The following is a 25,482-nucleotide window of genomic DNA, read 5'->3' on the forward strand; positions in this document are numbered from 1 at the left end:
TGCAGCATATAGGTGGTATGCCTCTTAATGCGGCATGCGAAAATCCCGAGTCTCACCATGTAAGAGGCATACCACCTATAAAGATCAAGAATTGGTCAGAGAAAACCATTCGTTTTCAACAACTTAAAAAAGCCCCGCTCAAGTTCTCCGCACCATTGGCATATCCGTTGCAGCTTTCCTCCACCAAACGGACCAAGAGGACAAGCCCGGATCATGACGGATCTGCTAATAAGGGGCGGGCATGTGATCGACCCCGCCCAGAACATTGATGGCCCCCGTGACGTGCTGGTGACCGACGGTCGCATCGAGGCGGTGGCCGAACCCGGCGGCGCGGCATCAGCGGCGCAAACGATTGATGTCGGCGGCAAGCTGGTTATTCCCGGCATGATCGACACTCATGCCCATGTCTTTCAGTACGTGACCGGGCGCTTCGGCCTCGACCCTGACCTCTGTGGAGTTCGCTCCGGTGTCACCACGCTGATTGATCAGGGCGGCCCCTCGTGCATGACGTTACCGGCGTTCAGGGAATACATCGCGAATGGACATCGTTCCCGGGCCTTCGCGTTTCTTTCCACCTATCTGGTCGGCGGCCTGGAAGGTCACTATTACCCCTCTCTCTACAAACCGGATTGCGTGGACGTTGAAGCCACGGTGACCTCGGCGCTGGCCAACACGGATCTGGTAAAGGGTTTCAAAGCCCATGCGGAGATCGGCGGGATGTCGCGTTGGGGGCTGGATGTCATGCGCCAATGCGCGGAAATTGGAAAGCGCGCGAACCTGCCACTGTATATTCATTTCGGCCAGCTCTGGCCGCTGCCCACCGACAAACACCCGATCGATCCCGACTCGGTACTGGATGACGTGGTGCCGCTACTGAAGCCAGGCGACATGCTGGCCCATCCTTTCACGCGCCACCCGGGTGGTTTCGTCAACCAGGAGGGCAAAGTGCACCCGATGGTGCGCGAGGCGCTGGACCGGGGCCTGAAGGTGGATGTGGGCCACGGCTCGCATTTCAGTTTCAAGATGGCGCGCATCGCCCTGGACGCCGGCATCGTGCCGCACACCCTGGGCGCGGATATGCACGGCTACAACACCCATGTGCCCCGTCCCGCCGGTACCCCCAAAGAACACACCGACAAGGAACACATGTTCTTCGGTAAACAGCGCTTTTCGCTGGCCTCGGCAATGACCTCCATGTTGGCGCTGGGGCTGCCGCTGGTGGAGGTGGTGAAAATGGTCACCACCAATGTGGTGGCCAATTTCGGCCTGCCGGAAGAACTCGGCTCGCTGGCACCCGGGAATCCGGCGGACATCACCGTTCTGGACGATCAGCGCGGTCGTTTCGTGCTGCGCGACAACGAGAACACGGCGGTCGACGCACAGCGTCTTCTGAGCCCGCTGTTCTGTCTGCTCAATGGCGTGCGTTACGACGCCGACGCACCGATTCTGCCGGATCTGGCAAGGACCGCCGTATGAGTCGCGCCACGCAACATCCGGGCCACCCCTTCGCGGCACCGTTCGCCGGTGCCCTATGGCACGACCTGATACCGCGCCGACAGGCACTGCCGGATCTGCCGGATCGCACTCTGCTGCACGCCGGCCCGCCGCTGCGCGGCGCCGCCCCCAACGCCATCCGCAACGCCGCGGTGGTGGCGGCTCTGTTCGAAGGCCTGGCCAGCCGCGCGGCGGAAGCCCTGGATATGCTTAAGCAGGGTCATCTGACCCTGGCCCCGGCCCAGGATTACGGTGTGGTGACGCCGCTGGCCCAGGTGGTAAGCGCCAGCATGCCGTTGGTCGTGGCCGGTGATGGTGATACCGCCCGTTATGCACCGCTGGTGGAAGGTCCTCCGCCGGCGGTGCGTTTCGGTTCGCTGACCGTTGACGGGCAGCTCCGCTTCCGGCACCTGGCGCAACTGGCCACCGACCATCTGGCAACGACAGTCCGCAAACATCCGATCTCCTTTCACGCCGTGGTGGCGTCCGCCCTTACCGAAGGCGACGACTGCCATTCCCGCACCGGCGCCCTGACCCGGGCCCTGCTCGACCGGCTGGAGGGCCTCCCCGGGCCGGTAAAAGCCGAATTGGGCGCCAATGCGTCTTTTGCGCTCACTCCGTTGATGGCGGCCAGCGCCTGGCTGCTGCGAGCGGCGCCGATCCGGGCGGTCGGCGGCAACGGTGTGGATTTCGGCGTGTGCCCGCGCGGCTCCAGCCAGTGGCGCACCGTGCCGGCGGCACCTCCACGCGGCACCCTTCTGCCCGGCGCGAACTCGAACAGCGCCCTCGGTGCCATCGGCGACAGCGCGGTAATCGATGCCTGCGGTCTGGGCGGTCAGGCGCTCAGCGCCTCGCCGGCCCTGCTTGCGGAGTGGGCCGACAGCCTGCCCGGGTACGCCGGCGAACGACGTGATCTGTTCGACGCGGATACCGGCACGCTGGACCCGGCCCGGCTGCTCGCCGACGGCCGCCCCCCGATCATCAATCTGGCGATTCTCGGCCGCGACGAGGCTTCCGGTCTGCTCGGCCGGGGCTTCTACCAACCCCCTTTGAGTCTTTTCGACTTTCCGGAGAACCCGGCATGAATCCGCAACTGCCCTTGGCCGGGCGCGTGGCGGTGGTCACCGGCGGCGCCCTGGGGATCGGCTTCGCCGCCGGCCGACATCTGGCGCAGCGTGGCGCCACCGTGATCATCGCCGACCGCGAAGGCGCTGAAGACGCCGCCGCCGATTTGCGCGAACTGGGCCTGTCCGCCCACGGCGCCAGCGTGGATGTGTCCTCGGAAGACGCCGTGAGCGCTCTGGCCGACACCGTCACCGACCACCACGGTCGGCTGGACATTCTGCTCAACAACGCCGGGATCTACTCGTCCTTGAAACCGGCCCCCTTCGAAACGCTTTCCCTGGACGAATGGCGGCGCGTGTTCGACGTCAACGTGATGGGCATTTTCCTGGTCTGCCGTGCGTTGCTGCCTTTGCTCAAAAGCAGCGAACACGCTCGCATCATCAATATTTCCTCCGGGGTGGCCTTCAAGGGCAACCCGTGGATGGCCCATTACGTAGCCAGCAAGGGCGCGGTGATCTCGCTGACCCGGGCGCTGGCCACCGAGCTGGGCAGCCACGCCATCACCGTCAACAGCGTGGCGCCTGGCTTCACCCTGAGCGACGGCGTGCACGGCAATGCGGACCTGGTGGCCGGCGTCAAGGAACCTTCTTTGCGCAACCGGGTGCTGGCCCGCGACATGTTGCCCGCCGACCTCACCGGCGCCATTGATTTCTTCGCCGGCGACCAGGCCGCCTTCGTCACCGGCCAGACGCTGGTGGTGGATGGCGGCGCTTACTTTCACTGATCCCAGGAGCCTTCCATGATCGCCTCCATTCCCGTTATTGATCTGGCCCTGGCGCTCCGTGGCGATCACCGTGAGCGGGTCCGCGTGGCCCGCGAGATCGACGCCGCCTGTACCGAGGTCGGCTTTTTCACCATTCGCGGTCATGGCGTGCCGGTGGAAGTGATCGACCGGCTGCGGGACCGGGCCAGCCGCTTCTTCAATCTGCCGTTGCCGGAAAAGCTGCGCGCGCAGCCGGACAATCCCTCGGTGCCGCGTGGCTACCGCGCCATCGGCTTCGAGGCACTCTCCCACGGCAACACCATCGACACCCCGCCGGATCTGAAGGAGTACTACCATTTCGGCCGCCCGAGCTGGCCGGACGAACCTTATTACAGCAGCGAACAAGGCCAGCGCTTTTTCGTTCCCAACCGCTGGCCGGACCGCCCATCGGACTTTGCCGACGCCGCCGCCGATTACTACCGGCGCGTGGAAACGCTGGCTGAACAGCTGATGGAACTGACCGCTTTGGCGCTGGGCCTCGACGAACAGTTCTTCGCCGACAAGATCGACCGGCACATCACCGCCATGCGCATCAACTTTTACCCCGAACAGAAGACCGCGCCGGAACCCGGGCAATTGCGTGCCGGCGAACACACCGACTACGGCCTGCTCACCATTCTCAACGGCGAAAACAAGCCGGGCGGTTTGCAGGTTCAGGTACGCGACGGTGAATGGATTCCCGTGGAGACCGCGCCGGACACCTTCGTGGTGAACATCGGCGATCTGCTGATGCGCTGGACCAATGATCGCTGGGTTTCCAACGTGCACCGGGTGGTGAATCCACCCGCCAGCGCGGCGTCCCTGTCGCAGCGCATTTCCATTGGCTTCTTCCACCATCCCAATTACGACGCCTTGATCGAGAGCGTGGCTTCTCCGGGAGAAGCCAGGTACCCGCCGGTGCTGTCCGGCGAATACCGCGATGAGAAGTATCGGGTGACCCGCAGCTGAGTATCGACGCGGGCCGTTTCACTTTTGTTTTTCTTTTTTGTTTATCCACAAGAGGGTATACGCAGCATGACTTCCACCACCAAGCTTCTACGTGCCTTGCGCGCGCTGGGTTTCACCGGCGTTCTGTGCGCCGCCGGCGCCGCTTCCGCGGCGGATCTTCGCTTCGCCGCCGACTGGGCTTTTCAGGGTCCGCAGGCGCCGTTCCTGTTGCCCCATGAAAACGGCTGTTATGACGAGGCCGGCCTGGACGTGGTTACCGACCGGGGTTTCGGTTCCGGCGACACCATCACCAAGGTCAGCACCGGCGCCTACGACGTGGGCTTCGCCGACATCAACGCCATGCTGGAATTCAACACCCGCAATCCGGACGATGCCCTGATCGCCATCTTCGTAATCTACGACGGTTCACCGCTGTCGATCATTACCCGTAAGGATACCGGCGTGACCGGGCCCTCGGACCTGGTGGGCAAATCCATCGCCGCGCCGCCCGGCGACGCCTCCCGGCGGCTGTTCGGTCTGCTCGCCAAGGCCAACGACTTTGATGAGAACGATGTGGACTGGAAAAGCGTGTCGCCGGAACTGCGCGAAAGCACTCTGGCACGCAAACAGGCCGACGCCATCGCGGGCCATGCTTTCACCGGCTATATCGGTGCCAAGGCCGCCGGCGTGCCGGAGGATCAACTGGTGGTGCTGCGCTACGCGGAAAACGGCGTGCCACTTTACGGCAGTTCCCTGGTCACCCGCCCGCAATTCGCCGAGGAACATCCGGAGGCGGTGAAGCAGTTTATCGGCTGCGTGGCACAGGCGTTCATGGAAAGCGCCCGGGACCCGGAAGGCGCCATCGAGGTACTGGCCAGGAAAGATCCTCTTACCGACAAGGCGGTGGAACAGGAACGCCTGCAACTGTCCCTGGACTGGTCCGTGGCGACGCCCTGGGTGGTCGAGCATGGCATGAGCCAGGTGGACCCGAAACGGCTGGCCGACACCACCAGTGGTGCCGCCCGGGCGCTGGGTATCGCGGTGCCGGAGCCCGACGACGTCTACACCGACGCCTATCTGCCCGCCGACGACATTCTGACCTGGTCCGCCGAGTAATCGCATGGGGTACCCAGCCATGATCAACACGCCCCCGCCGACCTCGGAGGAACCAGTGTCGGCGGGCCAGCGTCCGTTCGTCGAACTCACCAACGTCAGCCTGACCTACGGTGAATTCGGCGATGGGCTGCTGGCCCTCCAGGATTTCAACCTTTCCGTACGCCAGGGGGAGTTCACCGCTTTGGTGGGCCCGTCCGGCTGCGGCAAGTCGACCACGCTGAAGCTGATCAGTGGATTGCGTCAACCGGACAGCGGTGGCGTCATCGTCGCCGGCAAGGAGGTCAGCAAACCGCTGAAGATCGTCGGTATGGCGTTCCAGAACCCGACGCTGCTGCCCTGGCGCACGTCGCTGGACAATGTGCTGTTGCCCCTGGAAATCGTCGAGCCGCACCGCCGCAGCTTCCGCAGGGAACGGGCCCGACATGCGGAACGCGCGATGGCGCTGTTCGAAAAAGTGGGGCTCAAGGACGTGGCGGATCGTTTCCCCTGGCAGCTGTCCGGTGGCATGCAGCAGCGGGTTTCATTGTGCCGTTCGTTGATTCATGAGCCGGATCTTCTTTTGCTTGATGAGCCGTTCGGCGCCCTGGACGCTTTCACCCGCGAGGACCTGTGGGACACCATGAAGGCGCTCTGGGAGGAACAGCGGTTTACCGCCGTACTGATCACTCACGACCTGACCGAGTCAGTGTACATGGCCGAAAGCGTGCACGTGCTCTCGGCGCGCCCCGGGCGGGTGGTGCACTCCCAGCGTATCCCCGCTGAGTTGCGCCGTACCCGTGATGACCGCTTCTCTCCGGCCTTCGCCGACGCCGTGTACCAGCTCCGCCAGCACGTGGGACATGCCCAGGAGGACCCGTCATGAACCGACGCAAACTGCGCCAGGCCCTGAGCCCCTGGATCACCGCCGGCGGCTTCTTCGCGGTCTGGGAGGTGGCCTGTTTGGCGTTTGATATCCCGCAATCGATTCTGCCGTCGCCGATTGATTCGGTGCGCGCCGGCATCGAGTTCTGGCCGGTGATTCTGTCCGCTTCCATGCAGACTCTGTACACCACCTTGGTGGGTTTCTTCATCGCCCTGGTGGTGGGCGTGGCCCTGGGCGCCCTGGTGGGCTCCAGCCAGGCCATGTATCGCGCCACCAATCCACTGTTGATCGGCTTCAACTCGGTGCCGAAGGTGGCCATGGTTCCGGTGCTGGTAATGTGGTTCGGCATCGGCTCCGTGCCGGCCATCCTGACCGCTTTCCTGACCGCCTTCTTCCCGATTCTCGCCAACGTCGCCACCGGCATCGCTACCCTGGAGCCGGAGTTGGCCGACGTGTTGCGCTCCCTGGGCGCCAAACGCAGCGTGATACTGCGCAAGGTGGGCCTGCCGCGGGCGCTGCCGTATCTGTTCGCTTCCCTGAAAGTCGCCATCTCCCTGGCGTTCGTCGGCTCCGTGATCGCTGAAATGGTGGCCAGCGACGGCGGCATCGGCTATCTCCTGCTCACCGCCAGTTCTTCATTCCGGGTGCCGCTGGTGTTCGCGGCGCTGCTGGTGGTGGGCGTGCTGGGTATCCTGATGTACCTGATCGCGGATCTGATCGAGCGACGCTCCACCCGCTGGGCCACCCGCGGCGGCGGCTCTCTGTGACTCGCCGCTCACCTGGCCCTTTGTCGACCTCTGCAAACCCGGGCACCCGGTGGTAAAGTAGCGTCTTCACGCGCCGGCACCGCCGGCCTTGCCATCCGAACCGGAGTGCCCCGTCACCGTGGAACTGCAATACCGCCTGCTCGACCCGCGCCTGGGCCGGGATTTTCCGCTGCCCGAATACGCCACCACCGGCTCCGCCGGCCTCGACCTGCGCGCCATGGTGGAGGCCCCGCTGACCCTGGAACCCGGCGACACCAGCCTGCTGCCCACCGGCCTGGCGATTCATATCGCCGACCCGGCTTACGCCGGCCTGATTCTGCCGCGCTCCGGGCTGGGCCATAAGCACGGCATCGTGCTGGGCAACCTGGTGGGCCTGATCGATTCCGATTACCAGGGCCAGTTGATGGTGTCCTGCTGGAATCGGGGCCGGGACAGCTTCACCGTGGAGCCCGGCGAACGCATCGCCCAACTGGTGGTGGTGCCGGTGATGCAGGTGGCCCTGCGTCAGGTGGACGCTTTCAGCGACACCGAGCGAGGCGAGGGCGGCTTCGGCCACAGCGGCCGGCACTGACGGTCAACGTTCTCTGCATGGCCGGCGCGCGGGGGGCGCGCCGCGAAATAAAAAAAGGGGGGAGCATGGCGCACAGCAAGAACCCGTTCAGCGGGCCGGCGCCGCTGCTGTTGGTCGCGGCGCTGTTGATCGGGCTCGCCGCCGGGGGGCTGGACCATTATCTTCAGCTGCGGGCCCGGCAGCAGGCGGCCGACGCCGCCCGCGTCCAGGTAAAGGAGCGGGCGGCGTCGCTGGACGGCCTCATCGCGCGGGATCGGCGGCACCTGGACGAGCAGGCGCGCACACCCCGGGCCCGTGAGGCCCTCGCCGGCGGCCGCCTGGTCGAGGACGACCCGGACGACCAGGGCCGCCGCCTGCTGCTGGTGCCCACCGCCGCCGCCCTGGACCCGGCGCTTTCCTATGTGTTGCAGGATCTGCTGCGTCGGTTGGCGGAGCAGGGTGACACCACCCTGTCGTCCCGGGGCGGCACCCGACCCGCCCTGCTGCTGGCCCGCGCCGGGCCCGGCGGCGCACTGATTCTGGAACACGCCCTGGACCGCTGGCTCGCCGACAGCGCCCGCCCATTCCCCGCCGGCGCCGTCCTGATCCTGGAACAGGACGGCCTGACCGTGCTCCGGCACGGCGCCGATGCCGGCGAGTCGGCACCCCGCTCGCGAGCGCAAAGCGGCCCGTTCCGCCTGACCGTGGCGGTGCCCCCCGCGATGCCGCCCTGGGCCGCCCTGCTGCTGCCGGCGGGCGGCGTCGTCGCATTGATTCTGCTGGGCGCGGCCCTGGCGCTGATCGTGCGGCGCCGCCGCGCGCCACCGCCGGCGGCGCCCGCCGGCAAGCCCGGCGCCACACCGACCACGCCGACCGCACCGAGCAGGGCGAAACGGCCCGACCCGCCTCCGGCCAGCGTGCCGGCCCGGCCGGCGCCCCCGCCGGGCCCGGAGCTCGACGATGACCTGTTCCGCGCCGATCACCTGGGCGGCCCGGGGCTGGACGCCGAGGCCCTGCGCCACCTGGGCCGGGCCATCGGCACCGAGGCCGGGGCCGTGGGCCAGCCCGCGCTGTTTCTGGCCCGGGCGCCGCACCAGCCGGATGGGCCCGATGATGCCCTGTACGAGGCCCTGGCGGCGGGCCTGCTGGCCAGCGGCCGGCCGGTCCTGGATCTGGGCGTCGCCCCCCGCCCCGTGCTGTACTACGCCACCGAGGTGCTGGAGTCGCAGAGCGGCCTGTACCTGGGCGGCAACACCGACGGCCCCACCCTGGAAGTGCGCCTGGACGGCGCCACCCTGACCGGCGACGCCCTCGCCGCTCTCGGCCAGCGCCTGCGCGAAGGCCGCCTGGACCAGGGCCACGGCGAGCGGCAAACCCGCGACCCGGCGCCGCGCTACTGGCGCGACCTGGGCGACGACATCGTGCTGGCGCGCCCCATGAAGGTGGTGATCGGGTCCCCGGCCCCGGGCGCCGAGGCGCTGTTCCAGGAACTGGGCTGCACGGTGCAGCGGGCGGACGGCGCCGAGCTGGCGGTGGCGGTGCCCGCGGCCGGCGCGGACCTGGGGCTGACCTGGAGCGCCGACGGCACCCGCCTGACGGTGGTGGCCGCGGACGGCGCCACCGTGGACCCGCGCCGGGTACTGTTGCTGCTGGCCCGGGATGTGCTGAGCCGGAATCCGGGCAGCGACGTGCTGTTCGACGTAGAATGCGGCGGTGCCCTCTCGACGCCGGTACGCCAATTGGGCGGCCGGCCGGTGATCGTGCCGGAGGCCGGCATCACCGCACTTAAGGCGCGGCTGCGGGAAAGCGGGGCACCGCTGGCCGGCGACGGCGACGGGCATATATGCTTCGCCGATCGCTGGTTCGGGTTCGACGACGGGCTCTATGCCGCCGCCCGGCTGCTGGAGATTCTGTCGCTGCAGAGTGGCGACAGCGCCCGGGCCTTCGCCGCCCTGGAACTGCCTTTTTGATTGGATGGTTGGAGTAACCACATGGACACCAAGAGCGCCCAGGAAACCGCCCGCGTTCTGATTGAAGCGCTGCCCTATATTCAGCGCTTCTCCGGCACCACCGTAGTGATCAAGTACGGCGGCAACGCCATGGAAAACGACGAACTCAAGAACAGCTTCGCCCGCGACGTGGTGATGATGAAGCAGGTAGGCATCAATCCGGTGATCGTCCACGGCGGCGGCCCGCAGATCGGCGACCTGCTGGCCCGCCTCGGCAAGGAAAGCAAGTTCGTGCAGGGCATGCGCGTCACCGACCAGGAAACCATGGACGTGGTGCAGATGGTGCTGGGCGGGCTGGTCAACAAGGACATCGTCAACCTGATCCAGCACAACGGCGGGCAGGCGGTGGGCCTGACCGGCAAGGACGGTCGCCTGATCCGGGCCAGCAAGATGCTGCTCAAGAACCTGGACACCGACGACCCGGAACTGAACACCTCCGAGATCATCGATATCGGCCACGTGGGCGAAGTACGCAGCATCGACACCAAGGTGCTGGATCTGCTCGGCGGCAGTGACTTCATTCCGGTGATCGCGCCCATCGGCGTGGACGATCAGGGCGTCAGCTACAACATCAACGCCGACCTGGTGGCCGGCAAGGTGGCCGAAGTGCTGCGCGCCGAAAAGCTGATCCTGCTCACCAATGTGGCCGGTCTCAAGGACAAGGAAGGCCAGGTGCTCACCGGCCTCACCGCCGAACGGGTCAACGCCCTGATCAAGGACGGCACCATCCACGGTGGCATGCTGCCGAAGATTCGCTGTGCCCTGGAGGCGGTGGAAAACGGCGTGCGCACCTCGCACATCATCGACGGCCGCGTGGCCCATGCGGTGCTGCTGGAAATCCTGACCGACAAAGGCGTGGGGACGCTGATCAGCAAGGACTGATTTTTCGGGGGAACGAACGGACAACGGGGACCCAATGACCGAGAACAAACCATCCAGAAAGGAGCAAATCCTGCAGGCCCTGGCACACATGCTGGAGGCCGAGCCCGGCGGACGCATCACCACCGCCGGGCTGGCGCGGGAAGTGGGGGTATCGGAAGCCGCCCTGTATCGGCATTTTCCCAGTAAGGCGAAGATGTTCGAAGGGCTGATCGACTTCATCGAGGACGCGATCTTCTCGCGCATCAACCGCATTACCGGCGAAGGCCACGCGCTGATGCAGGTGGAGCAGATCCTGACCCTGATCCTGGGCTTCACCGAACGCAACCCGGGCATCACCCGGCTGCTCACCGGCGACGCCCTGACCGGCGAGAACGAGCGGCTGCACCGGCGCATCCAGCAGTTCTATGACCGGGTGGAGAGCCAGATCAAGCAGGTGGTGCGCGACGCCGAGTTCAAGGAAGACAAACGCACCCGGGCCACCCCCACGGTGACCGCCAATCTGCTGATGGCGGTGGTGGAAGGGCGCATCGCCCAGTTCGTGCGTTCCGGCTTCCGCATTCGCCCCGGCCAGGACTGGCCGGAGCAATGGGCGCTGCTGGCGCCCACCGTGTTTCGCGAGCGGGATTAACGGGCGCCCTGTCGCTCCAGCTGGCGCAGCCGCTCGATGATCGGCTCGTACTGGGCGCGCACCGCTTCGATGTCCTTGTGATGGGCGGCGATCTCCTCGCGGGTATCGGCTATCTGACGGTGATAGCGCTCGATGGCCTCGCGGGTGCCGTCCGGCACGTCGCGGCCGGCCCGTTCCGCCCGCGCCGCGTTGCTGATTTCCTCGTCGCGCTTGTTTTCCAGCTGCACCAGGGTGTTGCGGGCGTAGCCGATTTTCAGCTCCAGGGCATCCACCTGCCGTTCGCGGGCGCGCTCCGCGTCCTCCGGGCCGGCGTACAGACGCCGCAGGGACTCGTCCTGCTCCGCCTGGCGCGCGGCCTGCTGACGGGCGGCCAGTTCCTGGCGCCGGCGGGCCTGTTCTTCCGGTGGGGCCGGTGCCACTTCCTTGATGATCCGACCATTGTGATCGAGCACCTGGTAACCGGCGAAGATGGCCTGCTGGCTGAGGGTGGCGCTGATGGCGATGTTGCCGTCCGGGGTGGTATGACGGTACATCACCGTACCGGCGTCCGGGTCCGGACGGGCCGGCGCGGCCGGCGACAGGGCCGGCCACCACAGCACCGGCAGCAGCAACAACACCGCCGCCCGTTTCACGCGCCGGCCACTCCGTATTCGTCCCGATAGGCCTGCATGGCCGCCCGGTCCGCCTCGCGGTCGGGCTCCTCCTCCAGCCAGCCGATGATATCGGCCATGCTGACAATGCTGCGCACCGGCACGCCCAGGGTGTCCTGCACTTCCTGGATGGCGGACAACTCGCCGCGCCCGCGCTCTTGGCGGTCCACCGCCACGAACACCCCGGCGATGCTGGCCTCGGTCTTTTCAAACAGGTCCGCCACCTCGCGGATGGCGGTACCGGCGGTGATCACGTCGTCGATCACCAGGGCCCGGCCCCGCAGGGGCGCGCCCACCAGCCAGCCACCCTCGCCATGGTCCTTGGCTTCCTTGCGGTTGAAAGCCCAGGGCAGATCGCGGCCATGGTGCTCCGCCAGCGCCACGGACACCGCCGCCACCAGCGGGATGCCCTTGTAGGCGGGGCCGAACAGCATGTCGAACTCGATGCCGGATTCGACGATGGCGTCGGCGTAATAGCGGCCCAGGCGCGCCAGCGCCTCGCCGGTGTGGAAGGTGCCGGCATTGAAGAAGTAAGGGCTGATGCGCCCGGACTTGAGCGTGAACTCACCGAACTTCAGTGCCTGACGCTCCTCGGCGAAGCGCAGAAAGTGCTTCTTGTAGTTCTTCATGGGTGTCTCCCCCGGCTCACCAGCCCAGCACGGCCTGTTGCTTCTGAACGATCTCGGCGATGCCCTTTTCGGCCAGCCCCAGCAGGCTATCGGACTGCTGCCGGGTGAACGGCTCATCGCCCTCGGCGGTGCCCTGAATCTCCACGAAACCGCCATGCTGGGTCATTACCACGTTCATGTCCGTGTCGGCGTTGGAATCTTCATCATAATCCAGATCCAGCACCGGCTCGCCCTTGTACAGGCCCACCGACACCGAGGCGATCAGGCCGTTGAGCGGGTCTTCCTTGATGCGCTTGCGCTCCAGCAGCGTGGTGAAGGCGTCCACCAGCGCCACGCAGGCCCCGGAAATGGCCGCCGTGCGTGTACCGCCGTCGGCCTGCAACACGTCGCAATCCAGGTAGATGGTGTTCTCGCCCAGCTTCTTCAGGTCCACCGCCGCGCGCAGGGAGCGACCGATCAGACGCTGGATCTCCAGGGTGCGCCCGCCCTGCTTGCCGCGCGCCGCCTCCCGGCCGGAGCGGGTGTGGGTGGCCCGGGGCAGCATGCCGTATTCGGCGGTGATCCAGCCCTGGCCCTTGCCTTTCAGGAAGCGCGGCACACCGTCCTCCACGGACGCGGTGCACAGCACCTTGGTGTTACCGAAGGTCACCAGCACCGACCCTTCGGCGTGCATGGTGAAATCGCGCACGAAGGATACTTCGCGCATCTGGTCGGGCTGTCGGCCGGAAGGGCGCATGAAAACTCCTTGATGGATGAAAAGGCGACCCATTGTAGCGAACCCCCACCGGCCTGTGCGAGGCGCCACCACCGGCGGGCCCGCCGCCGCGCCGCGCCGGGCCATGTCAGCGACGGTGTGAACCGGTACACTGTCGGGCTCATTCGACCTTCGTCGTACCCAACCCGCCCACAGGCAACCACCCACGGGGACGCCCATGATCCGCAGCATGACCGCCTTCGCCCGCGCCGACCGCCACCTCCAGGGCGCCGAACTGGCCTGGGAACTCCGCTCGGTGAACCACCGCTACCTGGAACTCATACCACGGCTCCCCGACGCCCTGCGCGGCCTGGAGAACGCCACCCGCGAGCGCTGCCGCCAGCGCCTGGGCCGCGGCAAGGTCGACATCGCCCTGCGCTACCAGCCCGACGCCACCGACGCCGAGCTGGAGCTCAATGAAGCCCTGGTCAAACGTCTCTCCGACGCCGCCCGTCGGGTGGGCGACCTGATCATGCACCCCGGCCAGGTGAATCCCCTGGAGGTGCTGCAGTTCCCCGGCGTGCTCAGTGCCCGCCAGATCGACGGCGACGCCCTGGAGGCCGCCGCCCTGGAACTGCTGGACCAGGCCCTGGACGCCCTGCTGGAAACCCGCGAACGGGAAGGCGAACAACTGGGCAAAATGATCCTCGACCGGCTCGACCGCGTGGAGCAGCAAGTGGAACGGGTCCGCCAGGCGCTGCCGGCGATCCGCGACGCCCTCCGCGAACGCCTCAAACAGCGCGTTCAGGACGCGGTGGACAGCCCCGACCCGGACCGCCTGGAACAGGAACTGGTGCTGGCCGCCCAGAAAATGGACGTGGACGAGGAACTGGATCGCCTGGTGACCCACGTGGCCGAGGTCCGCCGCGTGGTCACCAAGGGCGGCCCCGCCGGCCGCCGCCTGGACTTCCTGATGCAGGAACTGAACCGGGAAGCCAACACCCTGGGCTCCAAATCCGTGGACGCGGACACCACCGCCGCCGCGGTGGAACTGAAGGTGCTGATCGAGCAGATGCGCGAACAGGTGCAGAACATCGAATAAAGTCTCAGGGCATCCCTTTATATCCTTAAACCCCTGTTTTCAATGCACTTTCTCATAAACCACCCTCCCAGATAGTCCGAAGATATCCACCACTGTCCACCATAAAAGGTGGGCAATCTCGTGGGCACCTAAGCCCGAGTTCAAGCCGGAGTAATAAAGAAAGGAAGGGCCCAGGGGACGGGGGAAGCGGATAGAGTCACGGTGATCAAGGCCATCGGCACCCGGGGCACAGGCTCTGGCCCCGGTGGAATCCACCGATAGCCCATATGGGGTATGTCCGCGTTCTACCTACTCCCTACACTCAAGAAACTCTGATTTGGGACTGGTGGAACGACGATGAAAAAAACGGCCTTACTCCTCATTGCTTCGGTGGCATCAGCCACACTTCTTTCCGGGTGCGGCGGCTCCTCCTCTTCCGGCGGCGCCGCCGGGGATGGCGATGCCGGCCTGAGCATCAACGGTACCGCCACCGCTCCAGCCGGCGCGGTGGCCATTCACCCTCAACCGGGCTTCCTGGAGATCGCCCTGAACCTGTTGATTTCCTCCGCCAATGCGGCGATCACCGGTCTTGATCCGGTGGCAGGCGCCACCGTCCAACTTCTGCGAATCGATGACGAAGGCAACCCGGTGGGAGACGTGCTTGCGGAAACGGTTACCTCGATCAGCGGGGATTACACTTTGACCCTGCCACAAGATGTGAACCTGGCGGGCAATCTGCTCGTGCGTATCACCGGGTCCGGCGCTCAGATGCGCGCCCAGGTGGTCGACGAGATAGTGGACATCAATCCGGCATCCGAATTCGTGCTGCGAAAATTTATTGAACAAGGGGCGGATCTTGACCAGCTGACCGTCTCCGAAGTGGTGACATTAAAAGGCAAGGTGGATACGTTCGACCTCACCGCTGGCAACGATCTCAGTGACATGCTTTCCAAACTGGACCTGGAAGTGGGTGAGTTTGTGGAACAGCAGGTCGCGGCCATCAATAGTCAACCGGGCGATGCCAGCGGCGTTATCGGCAACTATCGTAGCTCCGCCTTCGGCCTGGGGTTGCATGACAGCGACAACGAAAACTTCGGCACCTTCGCCAATGACCTTTGGCTAAGCGAATTCAGTTTCGCCGACGGCGGCGACAATATCGTGTCAATCACGTTAGAGGCCGAAGAGAATGCGTATTCCAACTTCTCCGGCCCCAGCGTGGCAACCGCTTCACTGTTCTATGAAGCCGGCATCGGGGATAGTGAAGTCCTTTCGGGTACCTTGAGTGATTCCGGTCTCCTCACCATAGAGGGCCCCTTCGAAGAAAGCGTGAACGGTGATTACGCCTTTCGCTACCCCGCAATGGTCTACAACCTGCAGAAAGTGAAAGAAAAAGGCCTGTTTTTCCTGCTTTCCCAGGAAGCCGCGGTACGCTATGGCACTACCGACACCAATGGTGATCAGCAACCAGATGCGTTGAACCCCAATGACCGGAAAGGAGACGAGGCGTTTCGGGCCCTGGAGGTCTTCGCACGCTCTCCCTCGTCCATGGAGAACTCCGATCTCAACGGCACTTTCGGGCGGATTTTCATGGAGACCTACGTGCAGGCCGGTGTTATCGAGCTGCAAACTGAAGTCAGCCGCGTCACTTTCAACGGCGACGGCACCTTCGACCAAGGCGACGGCAGCGGGCACCGGGTCGGACTGGAAAGCAGCGGCGACACCTATATGGCCCTATCCCAAACCGGCTCCACGGGAGAGCCGATTGTCATCTCCGCCCAAGGGGATATTGTTTCGGCGGGCAGCGAACAAGGGCAGCCGACGGCCACCGATGGGTTCATCAACGACAGCTTCGACTTCATCGCCTTCGCGGAAACCGAAAACAACGACACCTTCTGGGCGGAATTCAACAAAACCCTGATGGTGAAATTACCGGAAAGCACCCCGGATATCGCCGGTAAGCGATACCGTTTGATGCTGTTGTCCGTGTCACTGGAAGGAGTCGGTAACGGCACCAGTGATATTGAGATGATCAACAGCCGGTTCAACAGCTACATCAATCTGAGCAGTGCCACCGCCGGCACCCTGGACGGTGACTTTACCGTGGTGGCAAAACGCGGTCTCGGCGGTGATCTTTCCGTGGAGCAGGACAGCGTCAATCAACCCGTGGCCGTGAGCGTCGACGCCCAGGGCGCCACAACACTGACCCTCAACGACGAAGACGGCCATAACATCATGGAAGGGTTCTTCAACCAGGATGCCAGCCTGGGTGTATTCACCACCCGTTGGGTACCGGATGATGGCGATCCCAATGAACTCGGCCTGGTGGTCCTGGTCGATGTTACGGAAGACACTCCCGACATACAGTAAAAAATCAGCAGGCTATTTCCGGCCCCGCTCCGTCGGGGCCGTTTTCGTTGCGCCGCCGGCAAACGCTTTCTATGATCAAGGTCATATTTCGCCGAGCCCGGGGCCTCTGTCTTGCAGGATGATAATGACGATCTGATTGGCAAGATCTATGAAACAGCCTTGTCCCCCGGCGATTGGGTGGAACTGCTGGACACCATTACCGGCTGGACCTACACCACGCCGCCAAAGGATACCCCCGATGCGCCCGTTCATGTGGAACGGTTGATCGGCCACCTTGAGCGGGCGGTACGCGGCAGCGCCTATATACATGCTCTTGAGGACCGCACACAGCTCCTCAGTACCATGTATGATCAAATGCCCTGGCCAATGCTGATGCTCGACCAGGAAATGCATGTAGTGGAATGCAACGTGGCGGCGCGTCAGACGCTCACCCGGGAGCCGGTAACCTTGCTGCCCGATGGTCAACTACGTATCGCCGACCGGGAACTGAAGCAGTCACTGAAGCGGGTCAATAGCCGCGCGGCCGGCCGGCATACCCAACTACTCACTTCACGACACGCCGCGGTGACCCTGCTCTGTCTGCCAGTGAAGAAGTCCGACGCCGCGGGCACCATCAGCCGGGTGCGGACTATTATCTGGGTATTGGCGGGTCAGAATGTAGTGACTCCCTCTCCGGAATCCTTGAAAGCCATCTTCCCCATCACTCACGCGGAATCCCGCCTTCTTCACCTGCTGTGTAAGATCGGAAATCTCAATCAAAGCGCGGCATTACTGTCGATCAGCGTTCACACCGCTCGCGCTCAGATCAAGTCCGCCATGGCAAAGCTGGACGTTAACAGCCAGGTACAACTGGTAAGCCAGGCAATGGGGCATGCTCTGGTGCAGACAGCGCCGCCCGGGACTACGTCACCAGTACCGGAGCGCACCATGACTCTGGCCGACGGCCGGGTATTGAGCTGGTTCGAGTACGGTGATCCAACCGGGCGGCCGGTGCTGACATTGGATAACCTCGGTGGCGCACTCCCCGACCACCGCCTGTTCGAAACCTGGTATCGCGAACAGGGTCTGCGCATGATACTGATCGTAAGGCCCGGTTACGGCCTTTCAACCGCAAGGCCGGAGATGGAGTTCCGCGATTTCAGTCCGGATATCCGCGCGCTATGCCGCCATCTCGATATCGAACGACCGCCGATGGCGGCCTATTGCGGCGGCGGCCCCTATGCACTGTGCTCCGCCGCCATGGACCCGGATCTGTTTGATCGACTGGGGCTGCTATCCAGTACTGTTCCGATCGAACATTTCGAACTGGACAAGCTTGACCCTATCCACGCCATGCTCCTGCGTATCTTCCGTAAGGATCCACGTCTGTTCGTATTGGTGGGACGGCTCGCCCTGCGCGGAATGCAGCGCTCGCCGGAAAAGTATTTCTCACGACTGGCCAAATCTCTGTGCCCCGAAGACCAGGCCGTACTCGAAAACCCGGACCTGCTGGCCCGACTGATCGAGCGCATGAAGCTCAGTCACTTCCAAGGCGCCCGCATCATCATTGATGAGTATCTGCGTATGCAGCACCCCTGGCATGTGGATCTCAGCCAGATCAGCGTGCCTATCACCTACTGGCACGGGGAAGACGACCGCATCATCTCCGTCGGCAGCGCCCGTGGCCTTGCCGCTGGCCTGCCCAACGTCAGCTTTCGCAGTTTCCCGAGCCTGGGGCGTTTTATGATCTACAGGGTCTGGAAGGCGTTTTTAACTGAACTGCTCGAACTTTCCTGCCCCGAGGAATCACCCGATAAAGAACATCGAGTGACGGCGCCAGCCGCCGCTCAGGTCCGCAAGCTGGCCCGGAACGCCGGGTCGTCCAGATAGGCTACGTTGAGGCGGGTCCAGGGTACCCGGTCGCGGCGGTCCACCGAGAAGATCGATCCGGGGGCGAGCATCACGCCCCGTTCCAGGCAGCGGCGGGTCAGGTCGTTGGCGTCGCCGATGCCGGGGAAGCGGGCCCACAGATAGAGGCTCTGCTCCGGGCGGTGAAAGACGTCGGCGCCCAGTTCGTCGAGCACGCGCAGGCCGGTGACGGTGGCGGCGCGCAGTTTTTCCTGCAGCCGGGAGAGATGGCGCAGGTAGTTTCCCTCCCGCAGAATCACGTCCACGGTGCGTTCCGCGTATTCGGTGCCGCCGATGTGCAGCAACATTTTCACGTCCGCCAGCTCGCTGATCAGCCCTTCATCGCCGGCCAGAAAGCCCACCCGCAGGGCGGCGGAGATCGGCTTTGAAAAGCTGCCCACGTAGAGGGTGCGCTTCAGCTGATCCAGGGTGGAAAGCCGGGTACAGGTATTGAGCTTGAAGTCGGCCATGGCGTCGTTTTCCACCACCAGCAGGTTGTGCTTGTTCGCCAGTTCGAGAATGCGTCGGGCCTTCGTTTCGGAGAGGTCGGTGCCGGTGGGGTTGTGCCCCACCGATTGCATGAAGAACAGGGCGGGCTTTTCCCGCTCCAGGTAGCGTTGCAGCGCGTTCAGGTCCGGGCCGTCGATGCGGCGGGGCACCGGCAGCATGCGCGCGCCTTGCAGTTGCAGCTTGCCGAACAGGGGGTAATAGCCGGGGCTTTCCACCAGCACCGGGTCACCGGGTTTGACGAAGCGGCGGATGATCAGGTCCATGCCGTGGTTGGCGCCGAAGGTGGTCAGCATCTGGGCGGGGCTGGCGTTGATGCCGTAGCCGGCCAGTTTCTTCACCAGCTGCTCGCGCAGGCTGGCATTGCCGTAGCGGTTGCCGTAGCGGAACAGGGTGGTGACGCCGCCGCGCACCACCTGACGATGAAACTTGTCCAGGCGCATGTCCATCAACCAGTCCACCGGCGGGAAGCCTTCGCCCAGATGAGAATGGCCGGGCTCGCGCACCAGTTGCTGTCGCATCATCCAGATGGTGTCCAATGCCCGGGCATAGGGCGGCGGTGTCTGGTCCCCCTCGCCGGCGGCGGGCACCGCGCGCACAAAAAAGCCGCGCCCGTGGCGGGCCTCCACCAGCCCCTCGGCGGCCAGGTATTCGTAGGCGGTGATCACGGTGTTCTTGGAATAGCCGTGCAGGCGCATGTACTCGCGCAGCGACGGCAGCTTGTCCCCTTCGCGGAGAATGCCCTCGGTAATCTGTCCCGCGATATCGGACGCGATCCGTTGTGTCAGGGTGATTCGCCGCATCGTCACGATGTCCTTCCGGTCCGCCCCACTGTTTGCGCTAACTGTACCTTTTTCATGGGTACAGGCGCCGATATGTTAGATCGAAACCGGCGCCATCACACGCGCTCTCTAACAACAACGCTGCCCAGAAGGGGTCTTCAGTGACTGCCAGTTCCCAACTCCCCGGTTTCCGTAATCTTTCTCCGTCCGAGCGCCTGGAGGTGCTGCGCCGACAGTTCGGGCTGAGCGAGGAGGACACCGCCCTGCTGCGCGACCAGGGCGCGCTGCCCCTGGAGATCGCCGACGGCATGATCGAGAACGTGATCGGCAAGTTCGAGCTGCCCCTGGGGCTGGCCGGCAACTTCATGATCAACGGCCGCGAGGTAGTGGTGCCGATGGCGGTGGAAGAGCCCTCGGTGGTGGCGGCGGCGTCCTACATGGCCAAACTGGCGCGACCGGCCGGCGGCTTCCTGACCTCCAGCAGCGCGCCCCTGATGCGCGCCCAGATCCAGATCATCGGCCTGGACGACCCGGCCAACGCCCGCCTCAGCCTGCTGCGCCATCGCCAGCGCATCATCGAGCTGGCGAACAGCAAGGACGCCCTGCTCAACAAGCTGGGCGGCGGCTGCCGCGATCTGGAGGTGCACCTGTTCACCGACAGCCCGCGCGGCCCGATGGTGGTGGCCCACCTGGTGGTGGACGTGCGTGACGCCATGGGCGCCAACACCGTCAACACCATGGCCGAGGCGGTGGCACCGCTGATGGAGGAAGTCACCGGCGGCAAGGTGCGCCTGCGTATCCTGTCCAATCTGGCCGATCTGCGGCTGGCCCGCGCCCAGGTCTCCATCGCCCCCGAACACTTTGAAACAGATGCCTTTGGTGGCGCGGACGTGATCGACCGTATCATCGACGCCTACACCTTCGCCGCCATCGATCCGTACCGCGCGGCCACGCACAACAAGGGCATCATGAACGGCATCGATCCGCTGATCGTCGCCACCGGCAACGACTGGCGGGCGGTGGAGGCCGGCGCCCACGCCTGGGCCTGCCGCAAGGGCCATTACGGCTCGCTGACCACCTGGGAGAAGGACGCCCGCGGCCATCTGGTGGGCACCATCGAGATGCCGATGCCGGTGGGCCTGGTGGGCGGCGCCACCAAGACCCATCCGCTGGCGCAATTGTCCCTGCGCCTGCTGGGCGTGAAGACCTCCCAGGAGCTGTCGGAAATCGCCGTGGCGGTGGGCCTGGCGCAGAACCTGGGCGCCCTGCGCGCGCTCGCCACCGAGGGCATCCAGCGCGGTCATATGGCGCTGCACGCACGCAATATCGCGCTGTCCGCCGGCGCCCGGGGCGCCGAGGTGGATCAGTTGGTGCGGCAAATGGTGGAGAACCACGACGTGCGCGCGGACCGCGCGGAAGCCCTGCTGAAAGCGTTGCGCGAGCAATGAGCGAGGCGGTCCGGCTGGTGGAGGTCGGCGCCCGCGACGGGCTGCAGAACGAAGCCCGCACGCTGGCGCCGGCGGTGCGCGCCGAGCTGATCGGACGCCTGGTCGACGCGGGCCTTCGGCACATCGAGGCCGGCGCCTTCGTGTCGCCGCGCTGGGTGCCGCAAATGGCCGGCACCGATGAGGTGCTGGCGCGGCTGCCGAAGCGGCCGGACCTGACCTACAGCGTGCTGGTGCCCAACGCACGCGGCATGAGCGCGGCGCTGGCCGCCGGCGCCGATGAGGTGGCGGTGTTCACCGCCGCCTCGGAAGCGTTCAACCAGCGCAATATCAACTGCTCCATCGCCGACAGCCTGGCCCGCTTCGAGCCGGTGCTGGAACAGGCGAAAGCCGAGGGCGTGCCGGTGCGCGGCTATGTGTCCTGCGTGCTGGGCTGCCCTTACCAGGGCGACGTGCCCGTGGAGCAGGTGGTGCGAACCGCCTCGGCGCTGGCGCGCCTGGGCTGTCACGAGATCAGCCTGGGTGACACCATCGGCGCCGGCGTGCCGTCGGCGGTCAAAGCCCTGCTGGCCGCCTGCGCCACGGAAATACCGATGCAACGGCTGGCGGTGCATTTTCATGACACCCGGGGCATGGCGGTGGCCAACTGTCTGACCGCCCTGGAGCAGGGCGTGCGGGTGTTCGACAGCTCCGTGTCCGGCCTGGGCGGCTGCCCGTACTCGCCGGGCGCCACCGGCAACGTGGCCAGCGAGGAGCTGGTGTACCTGTTCGAAGGTCTTGGCCTGAACACCGGCGTGGACCTGGACCGGCTGGTGGCCGCCGGCGCCTTCGTCGACGGACACCTGGGCCGGGCCACCCAATCCCGGGTGGCCCGGGCCCACCACGCCAGGGACGCCGCCAATACGACAATAAATTCGGAGAACACATGATCGATAACACCGGCCTGACCATGCCGCCGAAGGGCGCGCTCAAGGATGTCATCGTCCTCGACCTGACCCGCGTCGTGGCCGGCCCCTACTGCGCCATGTTGCTGGCCGACATGGGCGCCACGGTGATCAAGATCGAGCATCCTCGTGATCCGGATCTGACCCGCGCTTTTCCTCCGGCCCTCGGCGGAAGCGAAGACGCCATCAGCGGCTTCTTCGCGCAATACAACAGAAACAAGATGGCGATCAGCCTCGACCTGAAAGCAACCGCCGGCCGCGAACTGTTCCTGGAGATGGTGGCCAAGGCGCACATCGTTCTGGAGAACTTCCGGCCCGGCACCATGGACAAACTGGACCTGGGTTACGAGGTGCTCAAGGCCGCCAACCCGGCCATCGTGATGACCTCGATCAGCGGCTTCGGGCAAAGCGGGCCCAACTCGCCGCGCCCCGCCTTCGACAGCAGTGCCCAGGCGTCCGGCGGGCTCTGGTCGATGAACGGTACCGTGGAGGAACCGATGCGCGTGGGCACCGTACTCGGTGATCTGAGCGCCGCCCTGTACGGCGCCATCGGCACCCTGGGGGCCCTTCGCGAAGCGGAGCGTGGCGGCCACGGCCAGCATGTGGACATCTCCCAGCAGGACTCGATCATCTCGCTCACCGAGAACGCCCTGGTCAACTACACCGCCACCGGCAAGGTGGCGGTGCCGGAAGGCAACGGCCACCCGTTCGTCAAACCCTACGGCCGCTTTGCCTGCAAGGACGGCTATGTGTTCTTCGGCGCCTACACGGACAAATTCTGGCGCGAAGCCTGCCTGGTGTTCGGCGACGAGGCCCTGATCAGCGATCCGGAAATCGACACCATGGCCAAGCGCTTCGACCACGAGGTGTACCAGCGCCGCGTGCATCCGGTGGTGGAGCGCTGGTGCGCCACCTACACCAAGGCGGAGCTCGAAGAGATGACCGGCTCCCGGTTCCCGCTGTCACCGATCAAGACCATCGACGAGGTGGTCGAGGATCCCCATGTGCGCGAGCGCAACATGGTGATCCCGGTGGACTATCGGGGCGCCCGGTTCCAGGTGTTCGGCAACCCGGTGAAGATGTCCGGTGGCACCAACGAGCAGGGTGCCCGTGCGCCCATGGTGGGCGAGTCCAACCAGGCGGTGTACCAGGGCTGGCTGGGACGCTCCGAGGAAGAGCTGGAAGCACTGCGGCGGGACGGCGTGGTGTAACGCCGCGTCCGCCTTTTTTCCTGAGCAAGAAACCATTAAACAACAAAATAAGGTATCGCTATGAACGGTAAACATTTCGCCAGCCTGGCGCTGGTCTGCACCGTCCTGTTCGGCGCTCTGAGCGGCGCCGCCGACGCCCGCACCCTGCGGTACGCCATCGGTCATCCACCCAGCTCCTTCGTGGTGGATGTCGCCAAACAGTACGCCGAGACCGTCGAGGAACAGTCGGACGGTGATCTCAAGGTGCGCGTCTTCCCCATGTCGCTGCTGAACTTCGCGGAAACCTCCGGCGGCGTGCGCGACGGCATGGCCGACATCGGCTTCGTGCTGACCTCCTACTTTCCCTCCGAATTCCCGCACAGCAATGTGGCGGTGGAAGCTTCCATGCTGGTGGGCCTGCTGGGTGAAAAAGCACGCGGCCGGGAAGGTATGATCTTCATGGGCGCGCTCTCCGAGTTCACCTTCTTTAAATGCCCGGAGTGCAACCAGGAGTTCAAGAAGCAGAACCAGGTTTATACCGGCAGCACCGGCGGTACGTCCTACGGCCTGGTGTGCAACAAACCGGTGGAAACGGAAGCGGACCTGAAAGGCATGCGCCTGCGCGTGGGCGCCGCCAACTGGTCACGCTGGGCGGAGGCGGTGGGCGCCTCGCCGGTGACCATGTCCGCCAACGAAATGTTCGAGGCCTTGAGCCAGGGTGTGGTGTCCTGCATCGTGCTGGCCTCGCCGGAGATTCATAACTTCGGCCTTACCGACGTGGTCACCGACATCAATATGGACGTGCCCGGCGGCCCGATGCCGATCGCCGGTACCAATATCAACGCCAATACCTGGAAGGCTCTCTCCGAGGAGCAGCGCACCGTGATGCTGCGCGCCGCCAGCGTGTTCTCCGCCGGCGTGCCCTGGATTTACCATCAGCATGAAGATCGTATTCTGTCCGAGGCGAAGGAACGGGGCGTCAAAATCCATCATGCCGATGCGGCGCTGATCGAGAAGAACCGTGCCTTTATCGAGCAGGACATGCAACATATCGCCGAGGACTATAAAGCGCGCTATGGCGTCGAGAACGGCGAGGCACTGATCAAGGAATTCCGCGCGCTGCTGGAGAAGTGGACCGGCCTGGTGCAGAACGTGGACAGCGAACAGGCGCTGGCCGATCTCTACTGGCAGGAAATTTTCTCCAAGGTGGACGTCAGCCAGCACGGTCTTTAAGAGTAAGGCGCGGCCCTCGTGGCCGCGCCCTTTTTTATTGGCGATAAAGACATGAGTATTCTGACCGACGAGCTGCGCGCGTTGATCGGCACCGAGGTGGCGCCGTTCGAGTTCGAGATCAGCCGCAACGACATCCGTAAGTACGCGGTGGCCACCGGCCAGCGCCAGCAGCGGTATCTGAACGGCGACGAGGCACCGCTGTTGTTTTTGTTCAGCGCCATGATGCCGGTGATTCCGCTGTCCGAACTGCTGCCGGACGGTCGCCAGCCCGACAGCCCGCTGATTCCCGAGCTGCCGTTGAAACGCATCATGGCCGGCGGCAGCGAATACCGTGTTCACGGCCGCATCCTGCCCGGGCAGGTACTGGTTTGCCGGCAGAAGCTGTCGGACCTTTACGAAAAGCAGGGCGGCTCCGGGCCGCTGATTTTCATGGTGTTCGAAAACCGTTTCGAAACCCGGGACGGCGAACCCGTGGTCACCGAATATCTCACCCGGATCGCGAGGTAACCGCCATGTCCAGGCTTCCGGTCGCCGTTGGCGATACTCTGGAAACGCGCCGTTTCGAAGCGGACAGCGTGCAGCTTTTTCTTTACAACGCGGCGATCTGGAATCCGCACCGCATTCATTACGACCTGCCTTACACGCAACAGGCCGAAGGCCACCCGCAGCTGCTGATCGATGGTCCGCTGCAGGGCGATTGGCTGACACAGATGGTGGAGGAGTGGCTCGGCGAACATGGCGTGCTGGCCTCGTTTACCTATAGCAACCGGTTGGCCGCCTATCTCGGCGACGTGCTGACCGGTGCCGGCCAGGTCACCGAGTGCGATGAACAGGGCGCCACCCTCAGCCTGACGCTGAACAATCAGAACGATAAAACCACCACCGTGGCCACCGCCCGGGTGCGCTTCCAGGCGCGCGCCTGAACCGGCCCGTGGGCATGCGGGAGAAAA

The 25,482-nt window shown here is 64.9% G+C and carries 24 protein-coding genes; 20 read left to right on the forward strand and 4 right to left on the reverse strand.

Going from position 1 to position 25,482, the window contains the following annotated elements:
* Positions 1-213: 213 nt before the first annotated feature.
* The 11 genes from ACLD0W_RS04255 (at position 214) to slmA (ending at position 11,123) form a co-directional block, all read left to right on the forward strand.
* Positions 214-1,476: an amidohydrolase/deacetylase family metallohydrolase gene (locus tag ACLD0W_RS04255; RefSeq protein WP_410306253.1), complete on the forward strand. Its 1,263-nt coding sequence runs from the start codon at positions 214-216 to the stop codon at positions 1,474-1,476.
* The gene (locus ACLD0W_RS04260; protein ID WP_410306254.1) at positions 1,473-2,579 is read left to right on the forward strand and encodes a DUF1116 domain-containing protein; all 1,107 of its coding nucleotides are present in this window, start codon (positions 1,473-1,475) and stop codon (positions 2,577-2,579) included. The genes ACLD0W_RS04255 and ACLD0W_RS04260 overlap by 4 nt, the downstream gene beginning before the upstream one ends.
* Positions 2,576-3,343 (forward strand): SDR family NAD(P)-dependent oxidoreductase, encoded by a 768-nt coding sequence (locus tag ACLD0W_RS04265; RefSeq protein WP_410306255.1) that lies wholly within the window; start codon positions 2,576-2,578, stop codon positions 3,341-3,343. The genes ACLD0W_RS04260 and ACLD0W_RS04265 overlap by 4 nt, the downstream gene beginning before the upstream one ends.
* 15 nt (positions 3,344-3,358) lie before the next feature.
* Positions 3,359-4,330, forward strand: a complete 972-nt coding sequence (locus ACLD0W_RS04270) for an isopenicillin N synthase family dioxygenase (RefSeq protein WP_410306256.1) — start codon at positions 3,359-3,361, stop codon at positions 4,328-4,330.
* A gap of 66 nt (positions 4,331-4,396) precedes the next feature.
* Positions 4,397-5,425, forward strand: a complete 1,029-nt coding sequence (locus ACLD0W_RS04275) for an ABC transporter substrate-binding protein (protein ID WP_410306257.1) — start codon at positions 4,397-4,399, stop codon at positions 5,423-5,425.
* A gap of 19 nt (positions 5,426-5,444) precedes the next feature.
* On the forward strand, positions 5,445-6,287 hold the full coding sequence (locus ACLD0W_RS04280; RefSeq protein WP_410306258.1) for an ABC transporter ATP-binding protein: 843 nt from the start codon (positions 5,445-5,447) through the stop codon (positions 6,285-6,287).
* The gene (locus tag ACLD0W_RS04285; RefSeq protein WP_410306259.1) at positions 6,284-7,054 is read left to right on the forward strand and encodes an ABC transporter permease; all 771 of its coding nucleotides are present in this window, start codon (positions 6,284-6,286) and stop codon (positions 7,052-7,054) included. The genes ACLD0W_RS04280 and ACLD0W_RS04285 overlap by 4 nt, the downstream gene beginning before the upstream one ends.
* A 118-nt stretch (positions 7,055-7,172) precedes the next feature.
* On the forward strand, positions 7,173-7,625 hold the full coding sequence (gene dut / locus ACLD0W_RS04290; protein WP_410306260.1) for a dUTP diphosphatase: 453 nt from the start codon (positions 7,173-7,175) through the stop codon (positions 7,623-7,625).
* A gap of 65 nt (positions 7,626-7,690) precedes the next feature.
* Entirely contained in the window at positions 7,691-9,574 is a 1,884-nt protein-coding gene (locus tag ACLD0W_RS04295; RefSeq protein ID WP_410306261.1) for a hypothetical protein, read from the forward strand.
* A gap of 21 nt (positions 9,575-9,595) precedes the next feature.
* The gene (gene argB, locus ACLD0W_RS04300; protein WP_410306262.1) at positions 9,596-10,495 is read left to right on the forward strand and encodes an acetylglutamate kinase; all 900 of its coding nucleotides are present in this window, start codon (positions 9,596-9,598) and stop codon (positions 10,493-10,495) included.
* A gap of 34 nt (positions 10,496-10,529) precedes the next feature.
* The gene (slmA, locus tag ACLD0W_RS04305) at positions 10,530-11,123 is read left to right on the forward strand and encodes a nucleoid occlusion factor SlmA (RefSeq protein ID WP_410306263.1); all 594 of its coding nucleotides are present in this window, start codon (positions 10,530-10,532) and stop codon (positions 11,121-11,123) included.
* Here slmA and ACLD0W_RS04310 read toward each other — a convergent pair.
* Genes ACLD0W_RS04310 through rph form a run of 3 tightly spaced genes read right to left on the reverse strand, consistent with a single transcriptional unit; the run spans position 11,120 to position 13,138 of the window.
* Positions 11,120-11,755 (reverse strand): hypothetical protein, encoded by a 636-nt coding sequence (locus ACLD0W_RS04310; RefSeq protein WP_410306264.1) that lies wholly within the window; start codon positions 11,753-11,755, stop codon positions 11,120-11,122. The two genes, slmA and ACLD0W_RS04310, sit on opposite strands and share 4 nt — an antisense overlap.
* A complete protein-coding gene (pyrE, locus tag ACLD0W_RS04315) occupies positions 11,752-12,402 on the reverse strand; it encodes an orotate phosphoribosyltransferase (RefSeq protein ID WP_410306265.1) in 651 nt (216 codons plus the stop codon). The genes ACLD0W_RS04310 and pyrE overlap by 4 nt, the downstream gene beginning before the upstream one ends.
* 16 nt (positions 12,403-12,418) lie before the next feature.
* Positions 12,419-13,138, reverse strand: a complete 720-nt coding sequence (gene rph / locus ACLD0W_RS04320) for a ribonuclease PH (protein WP_410306266.1) — start codon at positions 13,136-13,138, stop codon at positions 12,419-12,421.
* Positions 13,139-13,334: 196 nt separating this feature from the next.
* Between rph and ACLD0W_RS04325 the strand changes: the two genes are divergently transcribed.
* From ACLD0W_RS04325 to ACLD0W_RS04335, 3 genes are all read left to right on the forward strand, one after another.
* A complete protein-coding gene (locus ACLD0W_RS04325; protein WP_410306267.1) occupies positions 13,335-14,198 on the forward strand; it encodes a YicC/YloC family endoribonuclease in 864 nt (287 codons plus the stop codon).
* A gap of 336 nt (positions 14,199-14,534) precedes the next feature.
* Positions 14,535-16,544 carry a hypothetical protein gene (locus ACLD0W_RS04330; protein ID WP_410306268.1) on the forward strand — a complete coding sequence of 670 codons (2,010 nt, stop codon included), beginning with the start codon at positions 14,535-14,537 and terminating at the stop codon, positions 16,542-16,544.
* Positions 16,545-16,655: 111 nt separating this feature from the next.
* The gene (locus tag ACLD0W_RS04335; RefSeq protein WP_410306269.1) at positions 16,656-18,413 is read left to right on the forward strand and encodes an alpha/beta fold hydrolase; all 1,758 of its coding nucleotides are present in this window, start codon (positions 16,656-16,658) and stop codon (positions 18,411-18,413) included.
* Here ACLD0W_RS04335 and ACLD0W_RS04340 read toward each other — a convergent pair.
* Positions 18,371-19,741: a PLP-dependent aminotransferase family protein gene (locus ACLD0W_RS04340; protein WP_410306270.1), complete on the reverse strand. Its 1,371-nt coding sequence runs from the start codon at positions 19,739-19,741 to the stop codon at positions 18,371-18,373. The genes ACLD0W_RS04335 and ACLD0W_RS04340 overlap by 43 nt on opposite strands.
* Before the next feature lie 140 nt (positions 19,742-19,881).
* Between ACLD0W_RS04340 and ACLD0W_RS04345 the strand changes: the two genes are divergently transcribed.
* The 6 genes from ACLD0W_RS04345 to ACLD0W_RS04370 are packed head-to-tail and all read left to right on the forward strand — an operon-like array spanning position 19,882 to position 25,455.
* Positions 19,882-21,168, forward strand: a complete 1,287-nt coding sequence (locus ACLD0W_RS04345; RefSeq protein WP_410306271.1) for a hydroxymethylglutaryl-CoA reductase, degradative — start codon at positions 19,882-19,884, stop codon at positions 21,166-21,168.
* The gene (locus ACLD0W_RS04350; protein ID WP_410306272.1) at positions 21,165-22,094 is read left to right on the forward strand and encodes a hydroxymethylglutaryl-CoA lyase; all 930 of its coding nucleotides are present in this window, start codon (positions 21,165-21,167) and stop codon (positions 22,092-22,094) included. Before ACLD0W_RS04345 ends, ACLD0W_RS04350 begins: the two co-directional genes overlap by 4 nt.
* Positions 22,091-23,320: a CaiB/BaiF CoA transferase family protein gene (locus ACLD0W_RS04355; RefSeq protein WP_410306273.1), complete on the forward strand. Its 1,230-nt coding sequence runs from the start codon at positions 22,091-22,093 to the stop codon at positions 23,318-23,320. Before ACLD0W_RS04350 ends, ACLD0W_RS04355 begins: the two co-directional genes overlap by 4 nt.
* 60 nt (positions 23,321-23,380) lie before the next feature.
* A complete protein-coding gene (locus ACLD0W_RS04360) occupies positions 23,381-24,532 on the forward strand; it encodes a C4-dicarboxylate TRAP transporter substrate-binding protein (protein ID WP_410306274.1) in 1,152 nt (383 codons plus the stop codon).
* Between the two features lie 51 nt (positions 24,533-24,583).
* Complete coding sequence (locus ACLD0W_RS04365; protein WP_204431278.1) at positions 24,584-25,039, forward strand: MaoC family dehydratase N-terminal domain-containing protein; 456 nt, start codon at positions 24,584-24,586, stop codon at positions 25,037-25,039.
* Positions 25,040-25,044: 5 nt separating this feature from the next.
* A complete protein-coding gene (locus ACLD0W_RS04370) occupies positions 25,045-25,455 on the forward strand; it encodes a hypothetical protein (RefSeq protein WP_410306275.1) in 411 nt (136 codons plus the stop codon).
* The last annotated feature ends 27 nt before the right edge of the window (positions 25,456-25,482 follow it).

The sequence above is a fragment of the Alloalcanivorax sp. C16-1 genome (genome assembly GCF_046507805.1).
Lineage (GTDB): Bacteria > Pseudomonadota > Gammaproteobacteria > Pseudomonadales > Alcanivoracaceae > Alloalcanivorax.